General features: G+C 38.3%; 19 protein-coding genes. 10 read left to right on the top strand and 9 right to left on the bottom strand.

The genetic code is table 11. The features are described from left to right. Positions 1-136: 136 nt before the first annotated feature. The 5 genes from DVR12_RS05585 to DVR12_RS05565 are packed head-to-tail and all read right to left on the bottom strand — an operon-like array spanning position 137 to position 6015. Entirely contained in the window at positions 137-1420 is a 1284-nt protein-coding gene (locus DVR12_RS05585; RefSeq protein ID WP_116974494.1) for an MFS transporter, read from the bottom strand. A 33-nt stretch (positions 1421-1453) separates the two neighbouring features. Further along, entirely contained in the window at positions 1454-2116 is a 663-nt protein-coding gene (locus DVR12_RS05580; protein WP_116974492.1) for a beta/alpha barrel domain-containing protein, read from the bottom strand. A gap of 4 nt (positions 2117-2120) precedes the next feature. Then, entirely contained in the window at positions 2121-3119 is a 999-nt protein-coding gene (locus DVR12_RS05575) for a sugar kinase (RefSeq protein ID WP_116974490.1), read from the bottom strand. Continuing rightward, the gene (uxaC, locus tag DVR12_RS05570) at positions 3116-4513 is read right to left on the bottom strand and encodes a glucuronate isomerase (protein WP_116974488.1); all 1398 of its coding nucleotides are present in this window, start codon (positions 4511-4513) and stop codon (positions 3116-3118) included. Before uxaC ends, DVR12_RS05575 begins: the two co-directional genes overlap by 4 nt. An 11-nt stretch (positions 4514-4524) precedes the next feature. Next, entirely contained in the window at positions 4525-6015 is a 1491-nt protein-coding gene (locus DVR12_RS05565) for a tagaturonate reductase (RefSeq protein ID WP_116974486.1), read from the bottom strand. 191 nt (positions 6016-6206) lie between these two features. Between DVR12_RS05565 and mnmA the strand changes: the two genes are divergently transcribed. Further along, positions 6207-7313: a tRNA 2-thiouridine(34) synthase MnmA gene (mnmA, locus tag DVR12_RS05560; RefSeq protein WP_116974484.1), complete on the top strand. Its 1107-nt coding sequence runs from the start codon at positions 6207-6209 to the stop codon at positions 7311-7313. Positions 7314-7367: 54 nt separating this feature from the next. Here mnmA and DVR12_RS05555 read toward each other — a convergent pair whose 3' ends face one another. Beyond that, on the bottom strand, positions 7368-8522 hold the full coding sequence (locus DVR12_RS05555; RefSeq protein ID WP_116974483.1) for an RsmB/NOP family class I SAM-dependent RNA methyltransferase: 1155 nt from the start codon (positions 8520-8522) through the stop codon (positions 7368-7370). Positions 8523-9072: 550 nt separating this feature from the next. Between DVR12_RS05555 and DVR12_RS05545 the strand changes: the two genes are divergently transcribed. Both DVR12_RS05545 and DVR12_RS05535 read left to right on the top strand, forming a co-directional pair. Then, positions 9073-9387, top strand: a complete 315-nt coding sequence (locus DVR12_RS05545) for a hypothetical protein (protein WP_147323414.1) — start codon at positions 9073-9075, stop codon at positions 9385-9387. A gap of 653 nt (positions 9388-10040) precedes the next feature. Further along, entirely contained in the window at positions 10041-10247 is a 207-nt protein-coding gene (locus tag DVR12_RS05535) for a hypothetical protein (protein WP_116974476.1), read from the top strand. Positions 10248-10304: 57 nt separating this feature from the next. Here DVR12_RS05535 and DVR12_RS05530 read toward each other — a convergent pair whose 3' ends face one another. After that, positions 10305-10655 carry a hypothetical protein gene (locus DVR12_RS05530; protein ID WP_116974474.1) on the bottom strand — a complete coding sequence of 117 codons (351 nt, stop codon included), beginning with the start codon at positions 10653-10655 and terminating at the stop codon, positions 10305-10307. A gap of 306 nt (positions 10656-10961) precedes the next feature. On the opposite strand from DVR12_RS05530, the gene DVR12_RS05525 reads away from it, so the two are divergent. The 6 genes from DVR12_RS05525 (at position 10962) to DVR12_RS05500 (ending at position 20869) form a co-directional block, all read left to right on the top strand. Then, positions 10962-13721 carry an RHS repeat domain-containing protein gene (locus tag DVR12_RS05525; protein WP_116974472.1) on the top strand — a complete coding sequence of 920 codons (2760 nt, stop codon included), beginning with the start codon at positions 10962-10964 and terminating at the stop codon, positions 13719-13721. Positions 13722-13746: 25 nt separating this feature from the next. Then, on the top strand, positions 13747-18024 hold the full coding sequence (locus DVR12_RS05520) for a DUF6443 domain-containing protein (protein WP_116974471.1): 4278 nt from the start codon (positions 13747-13749) through the stop codon (positions 18022-18024). Between the two features lie 27 nt (positions 18025-18051). Further along, a complete protein-coding gene (locus tag DVR12_RS05515) occupies positions 18052-18522 on the top strand; it encodes a hypothetical protein (protein ID WP_147323413.1) in 471 nt (156 codons plus the stop codon). Between the two features lie 200 nt (positions 18523-18722). Continuing rightward, positions 18723-19115, top strand: coding sequence for a lipocalin family protein (locus DVR12_RS05510; protein WP_116974469.1), 393 nt, complete (start codon positions 18723-18725; stop codon positions 19113-19115). Positions 19116-19168: 53 nt separating this feature from the next. Next, entirely contained in the window at positions 19169-20173 is a 1005-nt protein-coding gene (locus tag DVR12_RS05505) for a sensor histidine kinase (protein ID WP_116974468.1), read from the top strand. After that, positions 20174-20869 (top strand): LytR/AlgR family response regulator transcription factor, encoded by a 696-nt coding sequence (locus DVR12_RS05500; RefSeq protein ID WP_116974467.1) that lies wholly within the window; start codon positions 20174-20176, stop codon positions 20867-20869. It begins immediately after the preceding gene. Positions 20870-20919: 50 nt separating this feature from the next. On the opposite strand, the gene odhB is transcribed toward DVR12_RS05500, so the two are convergent. Continuing rightward, entirely contained in the window at positions 20920-22479 is a 1560-nt protein-coding gene (odhB, locus tag DVR12_RS05495) for a 2-oxoglutarate dehydrogenase complex dihydrolipoyllysine-residue succinyltransferase (RefSeq protein WP_116974466.1), read from the bottom strand. 77 nt (positions 22480-22556) lie between these two features. Then, positions 22557-25310: a 2-oxoglutarate dehydrogenase E1 component gene (locus DVR12_RS05490; protein WP_116974465.1), complete on the bottom strand. Its 2754-nt coding sequence runs from the start codon at positions 25308-25310 to the stop codon at positions 22557-22559. 243 nt (positions 25311-25553) lie between these two features. On the opposite strand from DVR12_RS05490, the gene rpsT reads away from it, so the two are divergent. Next, positions 25554-25808 carry a 30S ribosomal protein S20 gene (gene rpsT, locus DVR12_RS05485; RefSeq protein WP_116974464.1) on the top strand — a complete coding sequence of 85 codons (255 nt, stop codon included), beginning with the start codon at positions 25554-25556 and terminating at the stop codon, positions 25806-25808. The last annotated feature ends 11 nt before the right edge of the window (positions 25809-25819 follow it).

Raw genomic sequence — 25819 nt, 5'->3', positions numbered from 1 at the left:
TGTTATTAAGAACTACTGACTGGTTTCTATTAAAATTGAAACCTAACGGGAGTCCTTAATAACATTTGCTTCGATCCTTATGTCTCCTAAAAAAATTCCTTATGCTTCTTTGCTTCTTTGCCCCTTTGCGAGAAATCTACAAATTTACTCTCTCCATCTTAGGTGCAAAGAAATGCATAACAGTCCATGCTACTAAATACGCTACTCCGCACATTGTAAAGAGAATATTGTAGCCGGTTCCGATATTACCTAAAAGTTTATAGTGATCCAACATTGCTCCAATAACCATCGGGAATAATGTACCTCCGATTGAACCTGCCATACCGCCTATTCCAACAACCGAACTAACCGCACGTTTAGGAAACATATCTGATGCTGTAGTGAAAATTGTTGCAGACCAGGCCTGATGCGCAGCCGTAGCCAAACTAATAAGTGCAATAGCAATCCACAGGTTATTGGTGTATTGAATTAACATAATAGGTACCACGCAAATAGCAAAAATCAACATAGATGTTTTTCTTGCTTTAAAAACAGGCCAGCCTGTTTTAATCAGATGGGATGATAACCATCCACCTCCAATACTTCCTAAGCTTGTAACTGAATAGATAATAATAATCGGAAGGCCCAGATTTGCTTTCAGATCCATATGGAATATAGATTCGAGATAACCTGGCAACCAGAAGAGGAAAAACCACCAAACCGGGTCTGTTAATAACTTTCCGAATACAAATGCATAAGTTTGTCTTACGCCTAAAAGTTTGGCCCATTTAATTCGTTCACCAGTTCCTTCTTCTTCCTGATCTGAATGAATATGATCGTATTCTTCTTTTGAAAGTTTCTTTTGCTTTGAAGGCACTTCATAATAAATCCACCATAAAACCAGCCATATAAATCCGATGGCGCCGGTCCATACAAATGCACTTCTCCAGCCATGATTACGAGCCAGCCAGTATACCAATACCGGGCCTACAACGGCTGCTATATTTGATCCTGAATTAAAGATTCCGGTTGCCAAGGCACGTTCCTTCTTTGGAAACCATTCGGCAGTAGCTTTAATTGCTGCTGGAAAGTTGCCGGCTTCACTTACTCCTAATATCGATCTTACAACACCAAAACCCAAAGTACTGCGCACTATACCATGTGCCATGGCAGATAAGCTCCAAACAGCAATAGATACTGCATATCCGAGCTTAGATCCTATTTTATCTATTAAGGCACCAAAACACAGTAAACCAACTGAATAGGCTGCAGAAAAAGCCATTACAAGGTTACTGTAATCTGTTTCAGTCCAGTTAAATTCGGCTGAAAGATCAGTTTTTAATAGTCCTAATACCTGTCTGTCGATGTAATTAATTGTTGTGGCAACGAAAAGGAGTGCGCATACCCGCCACCGATATTTACCTAAAGTTGTGGAATTCATTTCAGTCCGTTTGACATTTATAAAGGGCATAAGTTACTTCATCGTTCTGACAATTGCAAACGATTGCAAAACTTTATCTTTCAGCGTTTCCCAGTCTCTACTTTCAATCAATGTTTTTGATAATAAATTAGATCCCATTCCCACACAAACCACTCCCGTTTCTAACCAGGAAGCAATACTGTCCTCTGTTGGCTCTACACCTCCGGTTGGCATAAATTTAAGATTAGGGAACAGCGGCTTTATAGCTTTTACATAACCCGGGCCCAGTACATTACCCGGAAATAATTTTATCAGCTTAGCACCCTGCTTTTCTGCCAGAGAAATCTCGGTAGGCGTCATGCATCCAGGAATCCAAAGCAGCCTGGCCGACCTGCAATATTCTGCAGTTGCAGGATCAATAATCGGGCTTACTATAAAATCGGCCCCTAATCCTGAATAAATCGCAGCATCTTCCGCCTGCTTTATAGTACCTATTCCCAAATACAGGTCAGGCATTGAAGCCAGTTTCTTCTCTCTTAAGATGGTAAAGTTCTTACGCGCATTGGCACCTCTGCTGGTAAACTCAAAAACTCTCAAACCGCCATCATAGCAGGCTTGCATAACTGCCAGGCAAACGTCTGCATCATCATGATAAAATACAGGGATAATTCCACTCTGCTCAAATGCTGCTATAATAGTATCTGGACTAGTAGCCATAAGATTAAATAAGTTTTAGTATATCTTTTTCTGATGTTGAATTAAAATCACCCTTTACAAAGAATTTGGAATAGGCTGCAGCAGTAGCAAAATCAATGATCTGCTGATCATTTCCCCCTTTTAGTTGCATGTGAATAAGTCCGGCCATGAAGCAATCGCCACTTCCTACTCTATCCACCACTTCATTGGTTTCATATTCTTTGGAAATACTGATTACATTATCATGATTATAGAATGTATAGTATCTGTTATGGGTTGGCCCGTCGCTAAACCTGAAGGTAAATGCTATCCTTTTACATTTTTTATATTGAGAAAAGATAGCAGTAGAAACAGCTTCCGCCTGTTGCAGATAGGCTTCCTTCGTATTGGTACCGATGGCATCTTCGTCGAGTTCCGTATCCAGCATCAGATTAGCAGCCCAGATATTACCCATAATCACATCGCAATATTGTACGAGAGTTGGCATAACGGCAATCGGATGTTTGCCATATTGCCAAAGTTTACTGCGGTAATTCAGATCCGTAGAAATGGTCATTCCCTTACGGGATGCAGCTTTCAGTACTTCTTCACAGATAGTGACCATGTTTTCATTCAGTGCCGGAGTGATGGCGCTCCAATGGAACCATTCAGCATCTCCCAGCAAAGCATCCCAATCCTGAGTTTTGGCCTCAATCGTGCTAAAAGCCGAATCAGCACGGTCATATACTACTTCCGCATGTTTCAGATCACTTCCTTGCGCAAGATAGTATAGCCCTATACGTTCGCCTCCCCAGATCATACGGTCTGTTGCAATCCCCTTCAACCCCAACTGGGATACAATATCTTTAGACAACCCATTTTCTGGTACTTTACTGATATAAGCAACATCAGTACCCCATTGTGCCAGTGAAGCAGCAACATTTGCTTCTGCACCTCCAACAAAAACAGCTGCCGAATTTTTCGCAAAATCGGGTGATAATCGTAGCAAGATTTCACCGAACGTAATTACTTTAACCGGTTTCATGAAAACTCGAAATATGCTTTAGCGTTATAATAGCAAATATCCTGTACCATCTTTCCTAACCAGGCCACATCGTTCGGTAATTCTCCATTCTCCACATCCTTACCTAACAGGTTACACAAAATACGCCTAAAATATTCATGTCGCGAATAAGAAAGAAAACTTCTTGAATCGGTGAGCATGCCTACGAAGCGGCTCAGTAAGCCCATATTGCTCAATGCGTTCATTTGTTTTTCCATTCCATCTTTCTGATCGAGGAACCACCAACCAGAACCAAATTGAATTTTACCCGCAATCTCCCCATCCTGGAAGTTACCTGCCATAGTAGCAAATACCTCGTTATAAGCTGGATTAAGGTTATAAACAATGGTTTTAGCCAGTCTGTCTTTCCTGTCCAATGCATCAAAGAACCCACTCATGGCTTCGGCAACCGGCCAATCGCCAATTGAATCTACCCCTGCATCGGCACCTAATTTCGAAAGCAGCCTGGAATTGTTGTTACGAATAGCACCAACATGAAATTGCTGAGCCCAGCCTGCCTGGTGATTCCATTCTGCAACAGCCAGTAATACAGCAGTTTTGAATTGTGCATTTTCTAATGCAGTGGCAGGTTGATTGCTTTTGGTATTTCTAAAAATAGCATTCAGTTCCTGGGCGCTTGCCTTTGTGAAGTAGAAAGTATTTAAGCCATGGTCGCTCAGTCGGCAACCAGCAGCATGAAAATGATCATGTCTGCTTTTTAAGGCATCCAGCAAATCTTCATATGTATTGATTTCTTTTCCGACAACAGCAGAAAGCTGATCAATAAACTGATTGAAGCTAACTGGGTTATCTACAGCCATGGCCCTGTCTGGGCGGAAAGTAGGAAATACTTTTGTTCCGAAAGGATTATTTGAAATATGTTGGTGATGCACCAGGCTATCTACCGGATCATCGGTAGTGCACAAGGCTTCAACCTTATAATGTTGTAATAATTTCTGCGTAGTAAGGTTAGGAAGCTGGGCATTACAATCGTGATAGATTTTCTCAGCAGTTTTTTCGCTCAGTAATTCGGTAACACCAAAAGGATTGCGTAATTCCATATGCGACCAGTGGTATAGAGGGTTGCGCATGGTATATGGCGAAGTAGTGGCCCAATGACGAAATTTCGTATAGTCGTCGGCGGTTCCGGTAATAAACTCTTCTGATACCCCGTTGGCACGCATTGCTCTCCATTTATAGTGATCTCCTTTCAACCAGATTTCATATAGGTTTTCAAAGGCTTTATTATCGGCTATCTGATCGGGAGGAAGGTGATTATGATAGTCGATAATTGGCATATCTGCGGCAAACTCGAAGTACAGGCGTTTAGCCGTCTCCGTTTGTAACAAGAAATCTTCTGACAAAAATTCTTTCATAACGATGATTATTATAGGTTCTGCGATTTAATGAATGCAGAAACGCCATTATCTTTTAAAGCGGATAAAAACATTGAAACTTTAGATACAAATCCAGGAATGACAGACAAATCTGTTTCCCATAAACGGGTATCTGAAGCAATTTTATTTACTAAGCTATTAATATCCGTTTCATTTTGCCAATAATCAGCAAAAATTGCGGCATTATCATCAGTAATAACATATTCGCCAGCCTCTCTGTTACCGTAGTACTTGCCATCTTTATTAATACCGGCAGGACGGAGGAAGAGCAGCATAGCGGCGAAGCCCAGACAGATATTTTCCGGAAGTTTATTAAATTTTTGTTGATAACGCAAGAGCGTCTTTACGTTTCTGGCGTTCATCTTTGAGCTTTCCTGGAAGGTGATGCTGATCAGTTTATGCTCAATAAATGGATTGGCAAAGCGGTCGAGAACATCATTGGCGAAAGCGGTGGCGGTTGGACAATCGTCTTGAATAGTGGGCAGAATCTCCTCCAGGACTACTTTTTTGAAGAAGCCGTTCATGTAAGGATCACTCATACATTCGTATACCGTATTGAGTCCACTTAAGAAACCCAGCGGCACGGCGGCAGTATGGCTTCCATTCAGTAATCTGAGCTTTTGCTCTCTGAATGGAGTGATATCGCTTTCAATCAGCATTCTTTCATCGGCCTGGTGAAAAGAGAGTACAGATTTCACGTATTCATCCCCCTCAATAGCCCAAAGAAGGAAGGGTTCTACTTCAATCCATAACTGATCGGTATATCCGGCTTTGGCTTCAGAATCGGCCAGGTTGCGGGGTTTACCCGGTACAATTCTGTCGACCAGTGAATTACAGAATCTGTTGGCAGTGTTGATCCACTGGATGAAGTTATCAGGTAGTTCGTTGAAGTTGGCCAGTTTGATAATGATTTCTTTGAGCAGATTACCATTATTTACTATCAGTTCAGTGGGTACAATAACGAATCCGGCACTTGAGTCACCCTTAAAGTGATTGAAGCGTTCCCAGAGGATGGCCAGTAGTTTACCTGGAAAAGAGGTTGGTACACCTGTATTGATCTTTTCGGCGGAGTACTGGATTCCTACTTCTGTAGTATTTGAAATAATGGTTTTTAAGGCGGGCTGATGCACGCAGGCTAAAATCTCGCTCCACTCTGCATTCGATTGCAAAACACGGGAAATAGAACTGTTAATGAGCACATTATCCACCAATTCGCCTTGTGCCACGCCTTTAATATGAGTGGTAAACAGGGAATCCTGGCTGGAGAAGTCGCTGGTGCTACCGTCAGTTGATTTAATTACTACGATTCGCCCTTGGTACAGATTTTTCCGGTTGCCTTTATCTACTAAATAATCTACCAAACCACGTAATAATACGCCGGTTCCGAATTGGAGAATTGTTTCCGGAAAGGAAAAAACGTCTTGACTAACGTTGGAATTCGCGTTGCTTTGAATTAGCGTCTTGTTTAAAATAGGTAGCATTTTAGTTGATTTATGCTAAAAAAGGTGGCTAAAACTAATAAATTTATTCCTGAAGGAGTAGAGATTCTTAATATTTTTTAAAAATAAAACGTTGATATCAATAGAATCGATGCCAGTATCGGCAGGATTGATGGGGTTGGTATGGCGATTGGCTGGAATTAACGTAAATTTGCACCCATAAACAATTTAAAATGAGTAAGCACGGTAAAGTGCTGGTAGCCATGAGTGGCGGTATAGACAGCACTGTTACAGCATTAATGTTGCATGAACAGGGGTATGAAGTGGTAGGTATTACCATGAAAACCTGGGATTATGCTTCTGCTGGCTCCAGTAAAAAGGAAACCGGCTGCTGTAACCTCGATTCTTTCAATGATGCCCGCGCAGCAGCGGTGCATCACGGATTCCCTCACTTTGTACTGGATATCCGTGATGAATTTGGGGATTTTGTCATAAATAACTTTGTAGATGAATACCTTGCAGGTCGCACTCCCAATCCTTGTGTGCTTTGCAACACCCATATAAAATGGCGCGCGCTCATGAAACGTGCCGACGCTATGGACTGCGAATTCATCGCAACAGGCCACTATGGTCAAATTCGCCAGCACGATAATGGCAGATACGTTATCAGCAAAGGAATAGACGAAACCAAAGATCAAAGCTATGTGCTTTGGGGCATAGAACAGGACGTTTTGGCACGTACAATACTGCCATTAGGTAAGTATCGCAAAACCGAAATCCGACAAATGGCCTTCGATTTTGGCTACCCCGAATTAGCCAAGAAAGCCGAAAGCTATGAAATATGCTTCGTTCCAGACAACGACTATCGCGGTTTCCTGAAAAGGAAAGTAGATGGACTCGAAGAAAAAGTGCAGGGTGGCAACTTCGTTTTAGCAGATGGCACCATTGTTGGAAAGCATAATGGGTATCCTTTTTATACAGTTGGTCAACGTAAGGGATTAATAGCATTAGGCCGACCAATCTATGTAACTGAAATCATCCCGGAAACTAATACAGTAGTACTGGGAGACGAAGATGAACTGCAGAAAAGCGAGATGTTTGTAAGCGGTATTAATATGGGTAAATATGCGTCTATCCCTGATGGTATGGAAGCTGTAACCAAGATCCGCTACAAAGACAAAGGTGCTTTAAGCACACTCAATAATGAAGATGGTAAAGTAAAAGTTACTTTCTTCGAAAATGTAAAAGGAATTGCTCCTGGTCAATCAGCGGTTTTCTACGAAGGCGACGATGTAATTGGCGGAGGTATCATTCAAAGAAGTACTCCTTTATTTCAGTAGATTTAATTTCATAAGATAGATATAAAAATTGGTGAGCATCCCAGCTCACCTTTTTTATTGCATTCGCACAGCAAACATCGTATCTGCATTCCTGTCATATCCCGGAATTACTCCTCCCTCCTGTTTTCTCAGCTTACTGATATTCTCTATATATTCCACCATCTGATCATTCTCCTGCTTAAATACCGAACAGGTAATGTAAATCAATGCTCCCCCTTCCTTCAAATAAGGTATCACGTTCTTTACTATCTGCTGTTGTAATGATTGAAATTTATAGATCTCATCTCTATTGAAAAAGCTGATGCTTTCAGGCGTACGCCCCCAGGTTCCTGAACCACTGCATGGCGCATCCAGGATGATTCCATCAAACTTTCTTTTACCCAACAGAGCAGGTAGCTTGTCGGACGTGAGATCAGCCACGATAGATTCGTACTGTTTTATTCCCGCCGTTTTAAATCGCTGCTGCAGATTATCGAGGATCGATTTCCTGATGTCTGAAACTACCAGCCTAACATCCGGTTGCTCGTCTTTTAACAGCAGGGATTTTCCGCCACTTGCTGCACAAGCATCCCACCATTGCTCATTCTTATGAGGTCTGAATAACTCGCCGGTAGCCTGGCTGCTGGCGTCCTGTACCTCATACCAGCCTTTATCAGGGATGATTGTTTCTATTTTTGTACTATTTGGAAGAGAAATAGTATGGGTATTTAGGACTTCATACTTTACTTCATTCTTCTCTAACAATGCTAATATCTTCTGAAGTTTATCATTTCTGACACGAATAAACAATCGTGGTTGTTTCAGTAATGCCTCTGCAAAAGCTTTTGCATCTATACCCTCCGACAATTCACTTATCCACGGGAAAAGCATACTTGCATCCAAAGGTAATGGCAGTAGTTGTAACTTCTCTTCCAGAGATAAATTCGCCTTATCATTTAATTCGGGTCTTATTGCCTTGAGAAAATCATTCTCAGACGTTTCTCCAACAAATACTCCTGTAATTATCTTTTCCTTTACGGGTAAAGACTTGCCCCAATATCCCAATCTGAAATATTGATATACCAGTTGCGATATCCATCGTCTGTCTCTTCCCCCCATATAAGGATGTTCCTTAAAAAAAGATTTCAGGAAATGATGAAGAGGCAAGCTGCCATTATAGCTTGCGATAATTTTTTCTGCTGATGATAAGTAATTTTCCCACCGGGTCATGCAGCGAAGATAATCGATTTTACAGGGTTGGCGGATTATCTTTTCTAAATGAGTAATTAAAAAGATATAATCATTACAGATATTGATGGATAATTATGAATACTTAAAACATTCAAGTATTTTAGACTGAAATACGCTATTTCTTAACGTCGAATTGCTAAAAGCTTATCCGATTAAATAGCATAACATTATTACCTAGTCAATTCCCTAATCTATGAGTTATTTTAAGTTCAGAAGTCTATTCCTTGCCTATGCCTTTGCAATACTTCCATTAGGCATCATACTATCCTTTCTCGCTCTTTTTGAGATAATACCGATAAATTATAACAATGACAACATTGTAGGATTACAAGGATTAATTATAGGTCTTATTTTTACGTTATCCGGAGTAATAATGTTTACTGTTATTAACTGGTTATATTTAAATGTTGGTTGCTTCCTATATAATTATTTCAGGAAACATTTTATGGATTAGTGTAAAAAGGATGTAGCCTAGAAAGATGATCCGGTCAAAAAATTGATTAAATATCAGATACATAAAATGAGAATAATGGTAAAGGGATTATTTTTCATTACAGCTTTATGCATACTACAGTCATGCCACTCCTGTAAGGAGTTTGCCGAGCAGTTCAAGGCAAATTCATGCCATTTTGTAGTAAAAGAAAAGTCTAGACAATTCAGAATGATACTTATAAAGGGTGTGAATATTGATGGTAAGTATGAAGAATATAGGACAACTGGCGATTACAAAATTTATGATGCAGCAGAGCCAGGCGATACGATACTGAAGATACTAGGAGAGGCTAAAATCTCCTTAATTAAAAAAGATACGACTATAGTTACTAAATGGATTTGTAACGAATAACAGATAGAATAAGGAGTATTATAATTCTAGAATAAATTATCAATGTAAACTGATGATGTAATTTCTCCCATCAGATTTCGAATTGAATATCCGCGTTTCTACATTAGGTAGTAAAAGACAATACTGGGAAAGAGGAAGAACTAAGCAGAGAACAGAAAATTACACTTAAACTACGAGATCTTAGAAAATGTAATTATTCTCTAAATACGCTGAATAATTTAGTGAACTAAAAATTAATTAGATTCAATAATTCGAAACCCTGAAAAAGTGACAACACAAAATGCAGCCAATTAATAATTTAATGGACAATTTAAATAATAATGTAGTATATATTTTAGGAATAATAGCTTTATTCGGCCCGGCATTTTTGATATTTACATTGTACATAATGATAAAGTTCAAAGAATACACATCAATAAATATATCCAGAACAATTATTTATTCAATATTGATTGTAGTTGCCAATTCATTTTTAAACAAAACACAGCGCCTTAGTATTAATCTATATATACTAATGTGTGCAGTACTTCTCTTTATTATTTTTGGTTCAATATGGCTAATAAAAAAAATGATTCATCTCCAGAAAAAAAATCCGTAAAATTAATTAAGTGTATTAAAAATGTAGTTCAGATTATATATAACAATATTACTCAATGAGAAGGAAAAAAATGTGGATAAAACTAAAAAAATGGTTCAAAAATCCAAGAAATATAGTTTTTACAATTTTAATGACAGGCGTTGCAATTATTGCAATCAAAGAGAATGCTATTGAAGTTTACTTTATGGTTTTTGCTTTGTTGTACTTATTAGGAATTATAGTCGGTTTACTCATCAATTTATGCCATAAATTCTTTAAATAAGTACGACTCTAATTAAACACAATTTAATTAATCTGGTAATTGTTCTAACACTCAAACTTATTTAGAGATTTTATCAAACACTATTTCATACGGCTTGAAGAATAAACATCTTACAAATACCAATGAAGTTATTACCTCGTCATTATCTCCTCTAACAAAAGTTACTTCTTTATAAGGACGGCTCCTTGGCTTGAACCAAACGAAATTTCTCCAATCCAATTCAGATAATTGACTTTTAAAAACAAATGATTTATAGGTATCATTTATTGAAACTAGCTGGCAATCATGCTCCTTTAAAATTCTCGAAATTTCTTTCTTAATATTCCTATCAATCAAATCACCTGCAAATGCCAGAGGTATAATAATACTTGCAAGGATTAAATATCCAGTTAATAAATAAACTATCATTTATTGAGTTACTATGTTATGAAACAAAGATAACCCTGAATCATTATAAATTCTCTTGCAGACATCTTCCTCAATTTAACCGGCAAATATCAGCTACGTAAGTCTCACACTCCACACAATTTATATTTATGAAAATTGAAACCAAACAATCCACATGAAAACATTATTACTATTTTTTCAATTCAATTGATTACATTAGCACCAATAAAGAATTAATACACAAAATCAAATATTAGAGTAAAAATATGTGAACCCGCTGTTAGTTTCACTTGCTAACAGTTTAACCTATACGAGGAAACTATACTTATGAACAAGTTAAAATCTGTACTGGTGCTAACCGCACTATGCCTATCTCTTTTGACCTATGGCCAGGTTCCGGAACAATCAGCATTAAAGAATTTAGTTCCTAAAAATCCGGTAGCTACAGCATTTGATAACTATATTAATACCCCTGTTAGTCTAACCACTGGCATTCCGGAAATTTCAATACCAATTTACACGTTGGAAGTAGGGAGCTATAAACTTCCTATTACTTTAAGCTATCATGCTTCAGGTGTAAAAGTAGATGATATTGCCACTGCTGCTGGTTTAAAATGGAGTTTAAATGCAGGTGGTTCGATTGATCGTTCCATAAACGGTGCCCCAGATGAGACTTACTTCTTCCAAAACTATAAGCGCTATACTCCAGCATATATAGATAGCCTTAAAACTGTTTTTATGACTTGGGGAGCTCAGGTGACTTATGAGGCCATGAACAAAAATATTATTGATATTCTGACTGATGAATATAGTTATAGCTTGCCTACTGGGGGTGGAAATATGCTATTCAATCATAATAATGGCAAATTTTACTCAGAAAATCAATCTAGTGACTATGACATCGAAACAAACATTAATGGGTTAAAAAGTTTTGTTATCACCGATAATAATGGTAACAAATTTTTCTTTGGAGGCCAATATATAGAGTATTCAAATACACATCTAACAGGTGCTACTGCAATAAGTGATGATGTTATTCCAGGAAGTATAGATGGAAATGGTGTCAATTCATGGAAACTCTACCAGATCATCACACCTGAAAAGGATACGATCAAATTTGACTATGAACTTTATAACTATAATTATGAAACAGCAAAAACGTTTGTTTATGCAAGTCTAACTCCTCCCGGACCTGGATCTGAATTATTTAATTGTGGTTGTGGCTCATCTCAAGGCACTATTAGATGGCTTACTTATTCAGGTGGTACTTATCTAATAAAAAAGATTACCTCTAAATATGGTAATATCACATTTAATTATGATGATTTAAATACTGCTGATGTATGGAAAAGAAAACTTACCAATATTATTGTTAGTGATGCTAATAACAGCGCTATCCATAAATCAAAACTAAATATAGACGATTCGCTAGGTAAACTAGCACTTAAAAGTATTCAGGATCTAAATCCTCAAACTGATGCCGTAGTTTCTTCTTATCAATTTTCATATGGGAGTATGGGCGTGCCTAATTTGGGAGACCTGTCCAAAGATATTATGGGTTACAACAATGGTGCATACAATACCAGCCTAATACGACCATTATCTAGTAACGTACCTTTTACTCCAGCAAACAGAGACCCGAACCTTAATGCATTATTATATGGAACATTAAATGAAATAACCTATCCCACAGGCGGTAAAACCAGGTTCACTTACCAGCTGAACATGGAAGGAAATATCTATGGCGGTGGAGTAATAGTCTCCAAAATTGAGAATTTTGATCAGAAGAGTACCCTGATTAATAGAAAATCATTTAGTTATAAAGGATTTAATGGGCGATTCAGTACAGTTCCTGCATACACGTATCAGGCACTTGCATCTGATGGAAATCACGGCTGCGTAAGGATTGATTATAACTCTAGTATGCAAGGTGACGATGTTTTACCTCGTAACTATTTCTATAATGAAGTAATTGTAACAGAATCAGGAGAAGATATCAACAAGGCACAAATAACTAAAGAGATTTATAAAGGCGATTTACAAATGTATAATGTTTACAAACCATATCTAAGTGCCAGGTATGTATACAAAGGTACATTTCCCACAGATGCAAACATTCTACAACAGACAACTTATAATTATACAACTGTCGAAATTGATAGCCTTAAGCAATACATTTATGCTAATGCCGGAACTTACCTCACTCCTCCTGGAACCCAGTGGGACGGATTGTGGGAATATTATTGTGCTACACATTACCATCAGTCATATATTGGAAATATAGTAAAAGCCAGACAGCTACTTCAATTGAATTCCACTGTCACTGAATTTGACAGGGTTAATAATACTTCTATCAGCCAGATAACTCAATACTATTACGATAGCAAATCACATTTTTACCCTACTAGAACCGTGCATTATTTAAGCAATGGTGATTCCAGTATACTGAAACAAGTTTTTGTATCGGATACATTACTTACGGGTACTGAAGAAACTGCAAGAAATTTCATGCAAAGAAGAAGAATAGTAGCCTCGCCGATTGCCTCAATTTATTCAATAAATAATAATCATATTAAAACTTCCTACACAAGTTTCAGTGTCGGTACAGATAGTATTGCTCTTGTCAGAAAAATTTCAGAGAAAACTGGCAATAATACCCTGGAAGAAAGAATCACATTCAAACAATATGATAACGAAGGCAACATTTTGGAGCAAGCCAAATATGGGGATGCTAATGAAGTATATATTTGGGGCTACAACAAACAATATCCCGTAGCTAAAATTATTGGAAGCGACTATAATACAGTAAAAACCTATTTTGATAATAGTATACTCCTTAGCAATAACCCCAACGAACAAACACTGAGAAATGAATTAGATAAAATCAGAGTAGCACTAAAAGGGAAAGCACTAGTTTATACCTATACATATAAACTTCTGAGAGGGTTGAGTAGTGAAACAGATCCAAGCGGCCAGACTATTTACTATGAATATGATGCCGTTGGACGTCTTATAGCCTTAAGAGATATGGATCAAAAAATAATAAAAACTTTTGATTACCAATTTCAGGCCCCTCTCAATAAATAATCTATTCTCCCAAAACGCCTATTACATGAAAATTCAACAAGCTATAATATTCACCATAATATTTACTGCAATATCAACTACTCTATGGGCACAAAATAAGCCCGATGGAAGCTTTGCCCCTACTGCAGTAGCACGTCCTGTTCCTAGTACTTATAACTATAATGCTGTTAATTACAGACGAACATGGTCGCCCGCACTTCCTACTACCGATACTGCGATTGTTAGATCAACTCAACGTACTACTGCCGAGGTTCAACAACAGACTGAATATTACGATGACTTTGGTCGAATTTTACAGACAGTAAAAAAAGGAATTAATAGTGGACAAGATGAGGTAACTCCTGTTCTTTATGATGAATTTGGACGAGAGGCCTTTAAATATCTTCCATATACCCAACAAATGGGTAATTTGAATGATGGCAAATTTAAATCAGATCCTTTTTCTGCACAAAATTCATTCTACTCAAATACCACATTAAATCCAGGTATCAACGGAGAAAAAATCTATTACCAGGAAATGGTTTTTGAACAATCATCATTAAATCGGCCTACCAGTAACTATTCTCCAGGAAATAGCTGGGGAAAGACTGGGGGTAATCGACCTGTACTCATGGATTACATGACCAATACCGATAAAGACTCCGTAAGAATTTGGAGAATTAATAATTCAGATCAGGTAGTATCTACAAGTTCATATGCTGCCGGACAACTTTATAAAACTATTACTACAGATGCAGGCGGCAACAAATCAATCACTTATAAAGACAAAAGTGAGAGGATTATACTGGTAAAAAAACAGTTTCAATCCTATACGGCTGAAGGCCACTTCGGGTGGCTTTGCACCTATTATGTATTTGATGATTATAATAATCTTCGCACCGTTCTCCCTCCATTAGCCGTAGAAAAAATAGCAGGCACCTGGAATACCAGTAGCGTCCTTAATACATTATGTTTCCAATATAGATACGATACTAAAAATCAGGTGATTTCTAAAATTACCCCAGGTTCCGATTCTGTTGAAATGGTCTATGACATTAGAGGAAGGCTCGTATTTTCAAGAGATGGAAATCAAAAACAGGATGGAAAATGGTTAGCTACCTTCTATGATGACCTCAATCGTCCAGTTCAGACAGCGTTTTATAATAGTAACGCCAGTAGAACTACATTGCAAAATAGCATGAATGCTATTCTACCATCTTCTTCATTGAGCTATACTATACCTGCAATTCAGGATTTGGAGACTGCTGTAAATACTCAAAGTAGTTATGTCGCTACCAATTCTGTCACTTTACTACCCGGTTTTGATGCAGCTACTGAGATAGATGTATTTATAAACCCATCTGCTGCTGGAGAAACAATAGTAAGTACTGTATCTAATCCGCTGCCATCTATTGATCCGGCTCAACTGATGCCATTAACCTATACATTTTATGATAGCTACAACTTTTCAGGGGTACATGCTTCCTTGCTTACCGACCTTTCCAAACCGGAGGCAGGAAGTAATTTGTATGCAGAACCTGCAACCTCCACCAGTACTGCAACCACAGGACTTACTACTGGCAAGAAAGTAAGATTATTAGGCACAGATCAATGGTTGACTTCAACAAATTTCTACGACAAAAAGAATCGCGTTATACAAGTAGTAAAGGACAATGAATCTGGAGGAAAGTCTATTATCTCATCGCTTTATGATTTTAATAATAAGCTACTAAGTACCTATGAGCGTCATAATAATTTAAAAAGTGGCATTACTCCGGTAACTACTATTCTTACTATTAACGAATACGACGAATCTGGTCGGCTTGCTAAGCTGAGAAAAAGAGTCAATGATAATACAAACCTGGAAAGATCTGTCAGTGTAAATGAATATGATCAATTAGGTCGGTTAAAAAATAAAGTTTTAGGGCAAGTTTCAGCGTCTCAGGGTATCACCCAATTAACTTATGATTATAATATCCATGGATGGATTAAAGCTATAAATAAAGACTACCTTGATAATGGTAATGCTACTTCGCATTTTGGAGAAGAACTTTACTTTGATGCAGGATACTCAACTAAATACTATAATGGAGATATAGCAGGTATCAAATGGAAGGGATTTAATGCTCCTATACAGCGCTCATATGGTTATACATATGATCAGGCCAGTAGATTATCCCAAGCAGACTATCTGCAAAATAATAACACAGGCACTACAACCTGGAGTAATACTGCAATAGATTTCACCGTTCCATGGATTAGGTATGATGCAAATGGAAACATTACCAAAATGGCCCAAAAAGGAATGAATGGTACAACCAGTACATATATCGACAGATTCCAGTATAGCTATGAAAATAATAGTAATAGACTGGCATCTGTATATGATAGCTCTGGTTTTGTTCCTATGTTAGGAGATTATAAAAATTCTTCAAATACTGCAGATGTAAATCTTTATGATAAAAATGGTAACCTTTTTAAAAATCCTAGCAGATCTATTTCAAATATTATTAACAACCATCTGAATCTACCATCACTTATAACTATTGACAATAAAGGCACAATACAATATGTTTATGACGCAGAAGGAAACAAAATAAAAAAGGTAGTTACCGATAAAACCTCTAACCCAGTCAAAACTACTACAACCAACTATAGTAATGGTCTGGTATTTGAAAATGATAGTTTAAAATTCTTCGGACATGAAGAAGGAAGGGTGAGGTTAAAATATACTGCAGGTCAAACTCCTGAATATATTTTCGATTATTTCGTTAAAGATCATCTAGGAAATACACGCATAGTTCTGACAGAAAAAAAAGAAATATCCAACTATGTAGCAACAATGGAAACACAAGCTGCCAGTACAGAAGTAGCTTTATTCAGTAATGTAGATGAAACAAGAAGTGAAGCTCCTGTCGGATATCCTGAAAAAGATGCAAATAATAAATTTGTTGCTAAGCTAAATGCTAAAAATGGCAAGAAGGTTGTTGGTCCGTCTATTGTATTGCATGTAATGGCTGGTGATACTATCCGTATTGGCACAAAAGCTTTCTATAAATCACAGGGCCCTGAAGAAAATAAACCTGCATCATCTGTATTGGAAAGCCTTGCTGCCAATATACTTCAAAATGGCACCGGCAATAATTCAAGTGTCGCTGCACACGATGTACAAGCCAGTGGTATTGATGCTATACAAAACAATGAATTTAACAGCAAACAGTATGAGTTATTAAAAGAAAAAAATACCGATGCCAACAATCCAAATAAGCCCAAAGCCTATCTCAGCTATGTTCTGTTTGATGAACAATTTAAAATGGTTGATGAAAACAGTGGTGTAAAACAGGTAAAAGAAACTCCGGATGAGGTACAGGTATTAGCTCAGGATGAAATAGTCGCTTCAAAATCAGGATTCATTTATGTATATACCAGTAATGAATCTCCATTAGATGTCTATTTCGACAATTTAGCAATAACTTTATCTACCGGAACAGTTGTAGAAGAAACACATTATTATCCGTTTGGGTTGACGATGGCAGGGATTAGTTCTAACGCAATGAAAGGATCAAATTATCCGAAGAATCGAAATGAGTATAATGGTATAGAGCATACCACCGATTTTGATCTTAATATCTATGATGCTAAGTTAAGAAACTTGGATCCACAAATTGGGAGATGGCTACAAAAAGACCCCAAACCAACTTATTATTCTAGTCCTTATGCAAGTATGGCTAATAATCCTATTAAATACTCCGATTTTTTGGGCGATACTATTGTAAATAATGACGGTTCAAAAGTCAGCTACAGCATAAAAAATAGTGGGCTTGAATGGTCAAATAATGTATCTAGTGATATTATGAGAATCGGAAATGCAATGGCTCAAACAGAAATAGGGCTCAAAACCTTGGATGATATGTCTAAAGCTAAACACCCAATTAAGATGATCATCAACACAACTGATGATATGTATTTTGATGGCAAAGGGCGTACTACTGATAAGGGTATGGCTAAACTACTTCTATTTGGTTGGACAGATAATATTCGTGATAAGGATAAATTAATAGGTTCAGAGATTACTATTTATGAAAAAAACATAAAAAAAATAGATAATGCAAAATCTCAAGGGAAGAATGTTGAAAAAGACTTTAATGGTACTAAAGTAAATTTGACAGATTATTCTCTAGAGGACCATATTGGCGCTAATGGAGTACATGAAGGAGTACATGCAACCGACAAAAAGTCCATGACTGTATTTACAAGTGGGGGTACCGAAGATAATCCTAGGAAACTAGAATTAATTTACTATAATCAAAGGAAAAATCCTTAATGAGTATTAAAAATAAAACTTACTAAAATGAAGGTCTATAAATTTTTCGCATTAGTTACGTTTACATTTTGCATGTTTTATTCCATAAATATATCTGCACAGAAATTTACTACTGATAGTAATATCCTTAAAATAGTAATAAAATATCTTGCCGAGAATGATAATTTTAAATCATCACAAAATGAAGCCATAAAAAATGGACAGATAGAATTGGCTAAAGACCAATATTACATTTTCAGGCTCTTCAAACTTAATAATAAAAAAGGAGATGCAGTTTATGTATTTGGCAATAATGGGGCTCATAGTAGACGTTATCTACTTGTTAATGAAAGTAAAAATCATACCTTCTATGGCAATGATAAATTAGAGTCTGATTTATTAAAATTCAACTCTTTTACCAAAAAATATAAACCTGATATTTCATGTAAGAAAAAATTAAAAATATACCAAGTACTTATCGAAAACTACGAGATATTAGAAAATGTAATTATCCTCTAAATACATTGGATACTTACTTATTTACTTTTACTGAATACTTTGGGCACTAAAAACGGGGGCTGGTAAAACAGCCCTTATATAATCCTCCCCTCTTGCAGGCATCTTCCTCAATTTAACCGACAAATATCCCCCCTACACAAATCCCTAAATCTCCCACTCCACCTAAGTTCTACTTTTGGATTGTAACAAAACAAAGTATCATGAAAACATTATTAACCTTATTGACAGTAATCGCCTGCCTCAGTGCCTGTAAAAAAACAGATACCACAGTAGATGAAATTAATGGAAGCTGGAAGCTCAACGACTTAATGCAAGTAAATGATTCTCAGGGAACACCAGAAAATACCGATCTTGCAGCGCTGAATTATTCTACGGTTGCTTTTAATGCCGACGGAAGTTTTATAACTTCAGGAAACTCCCAAGGTCGATGGATCAGGCAAAACGAAAATATAATACTTAAGCTCAGCAACGGACAAGAAGTTTCTATGAAAGTTGCTGAAGTAAGTAAGCAGGAAATGACCCTGGAACAAAGTTATGCTCCATCAGGCAATAAAGCCGGAGGAAGTATTTACTATCAATACGTGAAAAAGTAGAAAATGAAAATGCGCTGTTCTCAGCGCATTTCACCCTTTTAAACTTGCGACTAATGAAGAAATATATCATAATGCTGCATATTCTCTTCTGGATATCAGTGCCATTTGTTCTTACTTTTATTAATTGGCTTCAGATTGCGGCTCTCACACCTTTAAAAAGTATTCCTATCCGTAGTTATTCTTCTTTGCTGAGAGAAACAGCACTCATTAATTTATTTATCGTATTTGTTGGTATAAATTCTTTTTATCTTTCTGAATCAATAATTCTATATCCTTCAAAGAAAAAGATCATTTATAAAACCATTTTACTGCTAAGCTTTCCGGTGTTACTCAACCTAAGCCTAACCTACCCATTTTTTGCAGTATATTGGTCTTTCCCCTATTTTGTAATCAGAACCTACATGGTAGTTTTACCTTTTTCTATTATGGGGTCACTCTCTGCAGTTATTAAAAAATTTATCCGGGCAAAAGATGAATTGTTAATGCTTGAAAAGGCTAATACTACTACGCAATTAGAGCTGGTAAAATCAAAAACTGATCCTCACTTTTTATTCAATACAATCAACAATATAGATGCACTGATATCTCGTGATCCGGAGCAAGCATCGCAGTATCTCAATAGGTTATCAGGTTTGCTCCGGTTTATGCTTTATGAATCTTCTAATGAAAAGATTCTGCTTACTTCAGAAATTAATTACGTACAGGAATATATTAACTTAGAGAAGATAAGATCTGTAAATCCTGAATTTATTAATTTTCATATTACAGGTAGGGTAAATGGGCAGCTAATTGCACCAATGGTACTAATACCCATTCTCGAAAATGCATTCAAACATAGCAGTCGAATGCAAACAGATGCAATTGTTTTAAATCTGAATGCAGATGATAAGCAGATTTTTTTTAGTTGCAGAAATAAATATGAAAATAGAAACACTAAAAATGGTGGTCTCGGTTGGCAGTTATTGAAGCAAAGATTGGATCTTATTTATGGTTCCTGTTATTCTATGGAAATAAATAAAGATGAACACTATTATGAAGTAATCTTAAAGTTGTTTTAGATGCTTATAGATTGTATTATCATTGAAGATGAGCCTCTGGCCTTGGAAAAGACAGCCGATTTTGTCAGAAAGGTACCTTACCTTAATCTGATAAAGGGATTTCATAATAGTATGGAAGCCTTTCTTTATTTGAAAGAGAGTCCGGTACCTTTAGTGTTTGTTGATATAGAGATGGAAGCATTGAATGGGATTGAATTGATCTCTTCATTAAATAATATACCTTATATCGTTATTACTTCTGCGTATGAGCAATATGCCTTAAAAGGTTATGAGCTCAATGTAACCGATTATCTGCTTAAGCCATTCGATTTCGCGCGCTTTCTTAAAACTTCCGAGAAGATACAGGAATTGTTTTTGGCTAAGCAATCAGAAACAAGGGATTTCTTCTTCATACAATCTGAATATCGAAACATTAAGCTCTTTTACAAGGATGTGTTATATATAGAAGGAATGAGGGATTACCGTTGCATCTACACAGAAAAAGAGAAAATCCTCACCCTGCAAACATTTAATGAACTGGAATCTATAGTTGCAAGAGATAAGCTTTGCAGAATACATAAATCCTTTATGGTAGCAATAGATAAAGTGGAGTATATAGAAAGGGGGCAGGTAAAAGTCAGGGATAAGATCTTCCCAATCAGCGAAACTTACAGAAACAGTTTTTACGCCTTATTAGGATTCAAAGACAGTAAATAAAAAGAGGCAGCCTCTACTTAGTAGAAGCTGCCTCTTTTCGTATTATAGGATTATAACTTCAGCAATGCTTTCAGTGGATCTTTACCGAACAGCAGTTGCTCCGGATTTTCGAGCATTTCTTTAACTCTCACCAGGAAGCTTACAGACTCGCGACCATCGATAATACGGTGATCATAGCTAAGGGCAATGTACATCATCGGGCGAATAACTACTTGTCCGTTGATGGCCATTGGGCGATCCTGTATTTTGTGCATTCCAAGAATGGCAGACTGAGGAATGTTGATGATTGGAGTGCTCATTAAAGAACCAAACACACCACCGTTGGTGATAGTGAAAGTTCCTCCGGTCATCTCATCCATTGATAATTTATTGTCTCTTGCTTTGGTAGCCAGGGCCAATACTGCTTTTTCAATTCCTGCCATATCCAGGCTTTCTGCATTACGGATAACCGGTACTACCAGTCCTTTTGGTGCAGATACAGCAATGGAGATATCGCAGTAATCGTGGTATACCAATTCTTCTCCGTCGATATACGCATTAACAGCCGGGAATTCCTGCAGGGCGAAGCAACATGCTTTGGTGAAGAAGCTCATGAAGCCAAGGTTCACATCATGTTGTTTCTTGAATACCTCTTTATATTTCGCACGCAATGCCATGATTTCGGTCATATCTACCTCGTTGAAGGTAGTTAGCATAGCTGTGGTATTTTTAGCTTCTACCAGGCGGCGGGAAACTGTTTTACGCAGGTTGCTCATTTTCTCACGACGTTCTATGCGGCTAAACATTTCATGTCCGATAGCCACACCTGGGTTTTGCAGGGCTGCATAAACGTCGTCTTTCATGATTTTACCATTTGCACCGCTACCTTTGATGCTGGTAGGATCCACGTGTTTGTCGGCCAGTACGGCGGCGGCAACAGGTGAAGCTTTCACATCATTAGGAATGCTGGTTACAGGAGCTTGTTGGGCCTGAGGAGCGGCTTTAGGAGCTGCAGGGGCAGCAGCCGGGGCGGCTTTACCGGCAGGGCGTGGAGCGCTGGTATCTATCTTGCAGGCAACATCACCTATTTTTAAAGTATCACCTTCTTTTGCTACAGTAATCAGTACACCGGCTTCTTCTGCATTCAGTTCAAAAGTTGCTTTTTCTGATTCCAGTTCGCAAACTACTTCGTCACGTTCTACATAATCACCATCTTTCTTTAACCATTGTACTAAAGTCACTTCGCTGATAGACTCTCCCACCGTAGGTACTTTCATTTCAATGGTCCCTTTGTTGACAGCTGGAGCTACCGGAGCAGCTTCAGCGGCAGGTGCAGCAGCAGCCGGCGCAGCAGCGGGTGCAGGGCTGGCAGATGCAGCAGGGGCAGCGGCGTCTGTATCAATTGTGCAGGCAACATCACCAATCTTTAGTGTTGCTCCTTCCTGTGCGTTAGGCGCTATCTTCAGGATACCTGCCTTTTCTGCATTCAATTCGAAGGTGGCTTTTTCAGATTCCATTTCGCACAATACCTCGTCCTGCTGTACATAGTCTCCGTCTTTCTTCAACCACTTCGCAATTGTTACCTCGCTAATAGATTCTCCTACCGTAGGGACTTTGATTTCGATAACCATATTTAATCAGTTGATGGTGATACCAGCTTTTAGCCTAAACATAAAACCTGGTTATTCTGTTTATAGTTTCAATTTTTTTAGATGTTAAAAGCTGTATCAATGATCTGCTGTTGTTCACGAGCATGTACTTTCGCATAACCTGTAGCTGTTGAAGCACTAGGGTTGCGGCTAATAACACCGTAGTTGATCTGTTTCAGATTCATTTGTAAGTAAGAAGCAGCACCCATGTTCAGTGGTTCTTCCTGTACCCAGAAGAATGTTGCGCCCTTATACTTCTGAGCAATAACATCCAGCTGTTTCAGTGGTAATGGATAAAGCTGTTCCAATCTTACAACTGCTACATCTTTACGATCATCTTTTGCCTGCTTGTCACTCAGGTCGAAATACATCTTACCGGTGCAAAGCAATACTTTCTTCACTACGCTGGCATCTTCAATGAATGGGTCATCCAGCACTTCCTTGAAGCCTCCGGATGTAAATTCTTCCATTGGAGAGTAAGCACCCACATGACGCAAATTCGCTTTTGGCGAGAAGTTGATCAATGGCTTACGGAATTGCCAGGTAAGCTGACGGCGCAATGCGTGGAAGAAGTTGGCTGCTGTAGTAATGTTGGTAATTACCATGTTTTCTTCAGCACATTGTTGCAGGAAACGCTCCGGACGGGCGTTAGAGTGATCTGGCCCTCCTCCTTCATAACCATGAGGCAATAACATTACCAACCCATTCTGAGTAGTCCATTTTTGCTCTGCACTGGTTACATATTGGTCGATCACTGTTTGAGCACCGTTAACGAAATCGCCATACTGTGCTTCCCACAGCACCAGGGCATTAGGATTAGCCATTGCATAGCCATACTCAAATCCTAATACTCCATATTCACTCAATAAAGAGTTATATATTCTGAATTTACCTTGATTTTCCTGAAGATGGTTAAGACGGTTGTAAGTCTCATTCGTGTTTTCATCGAACAATACTGCATGACGGTGAGAGAAAGTACCGCGTTTCACGTCTTCCCCACTCATTCTTACATCCTTGCCTTCAATCAAAAGACTGGCATAAGCCAGAAGTTCACCGGTTGCCCAGTCAACTTTTCCTTCTTCCTGATACAATTTGATTTTATCCTGAAGCAGTTTGCTCACTTTACGTAATGGCACAAAGTTTTCAGGCCATTTCATCAAACCATCGAATAAACGTTTGAAATCTTCTTCCTTAATAGCAGTAGTAGGAGAAGCGTCAAAGTCCTGCGGGGTAGCTTTACGTAAAGCCAGCCACCATTCTTCTGGTTTCTGATTAAAGTAAGGCAGCGGATGTTGCTTTACTTCATCCAGGCGGGCTTGCAACTCATCCCAGAATCCTTTCTCCATTTCCTTAGCTAATGCCTGGGCATCAGACTCACCATTATTCAGTAAGAACTGAGTATAAACCTCACGAGGATTTGCATGTTTCTCGATCAGTGCATATAAGCTAGGTTGGGTAAACTTAGGTTCATCACCTTCGTTATGACCATGCTTACGGTAGCACACCATATCAATGAATACATCTTCGTTGAACTCCTGACGGTAACGGGCAGCCAGTTGAGAAACTTTTACCACCGCTTCAGCATCGTCGCCATTCACGTGGAAGGCCGGAGCCTGAACGATAGAAGCTACGCTGGTACAGTAGTCTGAAGATCTTGCATCATCGAAATCGGTAGTAAAACCAATTTGGTTGTTGATTACAAAGTGAATGGTACCACCTACGTAGTAGCCTTTCAATTTGCTCATTTGTTCTACTTCATACACGATACCCTGACCAGCAACAGCTGCGTCACCATGAATGAGAATAGGCAATATTTTATCGTAATCGCTATCGTAAATAACATCTGCCTTACTGCGGGAGAAGCCAATTACTATAGGATCTACTACTTCGAGGTGAGAAGGGTTTGGCATCAGTTGCAGGTTTACTGCTTTGCCATTTTGGGTAGTTACCTGAGAACGGAAACCGAGGTGATATTTCACATCGCCACTTCCCATGGTCATATCCGGTACTGCTAATCCTTCAAATTCGTTGAAGATTTGCTCATATGTTTTACCGAGAATATTAGCCAGCACGTTCAGACGTCCTCTGTGTGCCATTCCGATCACAGATTCCTGAACACCGTAATCGGCTGCCACATTAAGCATTGCATCCAGCGCCGGAATAGTAGCTTCACCACCTTCCAGACCAAAACGCTTCTGCCCGATATATTTTGTATGAAGGAATTTTTCGAAAATTACGCCCTGATTCAATTTTTGCAGAATACGGCGGCGTTGATCGAGCGATAATGGCTCTGTCATGATTTTTTCAAATTCCTTTTCAAGCCATTTCGACTTTTCGCGGGAATTGATATAGGTATATTGGATGCCTACAGAACCGGTGTATATCTTCTTCAGGTAAGCAACGATATCTTCTAGGGTTGCTTTTCCCAAATTGATAGCTGTACCGGCATAGAATGTGGTTTTTAGATCAGCATCGCTCAAACCATAGCTGGCGAGATCCAGATTGGCCTTGCGGTCCTTTCGTTCACGGATGGGATTGGTTTTTGCGACTAAGTGGCCTTTTTTGCGATACGCCTGTATCAGACGGTATACGCCCAGTTCTTTTGCCAACTGGTCGTCACTCACCGGCAAAGAGGTGCTGCCTCCTGCTGTAGGCGCTCCGGCCTTACCGTTTACATTGGATACTGCAAAATCAAATCCTTCAAAAAATTTAACCCATTCTGGGTCCACAGAATTGGGATCTTTGCGGAAATCCTGATATAACGATTCAATGTAAGCAGGATGTGAGCTGGTGACGAATGAGAAGTCCTTCATTTACAACGAGTTTTGCTGATCTTCAGTTCAAATACTTTTCTTCAGTGTTCCCTATATATTAATATATGGGATTGCAAATATCGCACGTTTTTCAATACATAGGATCGAAAAAATTAGAAAAAATCAAGCAATTATCTGTGATAAAAGGTACTTATATTTGCAGCTTGACGGAAAAACTACTTTAAGTTTGTTTTGTAAAAGGAATATCTTTACCTTTGCCGTCCGAAACTTGAAATTTGAAAAATGGCAAACCATAAAGCAACGAAAAAAGACGTACGTCAAAGCAGAAAACGTAATGAGCGTAACCGTTACTACGGTAAAACCACTCGTAACGCCATCCGTGACCTGAAAGCCGTAACCGATAAGGCAACAGCGCAGAAAGATTTGGCTGAGGTAGCTTCCATGATCGACAAATTGGCTAAACGTAACGTTATCCACAAAAACAAAGCAGCAAATCTGAAAAGCAAACTGGCTAAGAGAATCGCTACTCTCGCTTAATTGCTTCAGTA

It is taken from the genome of Chitinophaga silvatica, from assembly GCF_003419895.1.
Classification (GTDB): Bacteria; Bacteroidota; Bacteroidia; order Chitinophagales; family Chitinophagaceae; genus Chitinophaga; species Chitinophaga silvatica.
The sequence above is the reverse complement of the archived record's forward strand: the minus strand, read 5'-3'. Positions and strand labels throughout refer to the sequence as shown.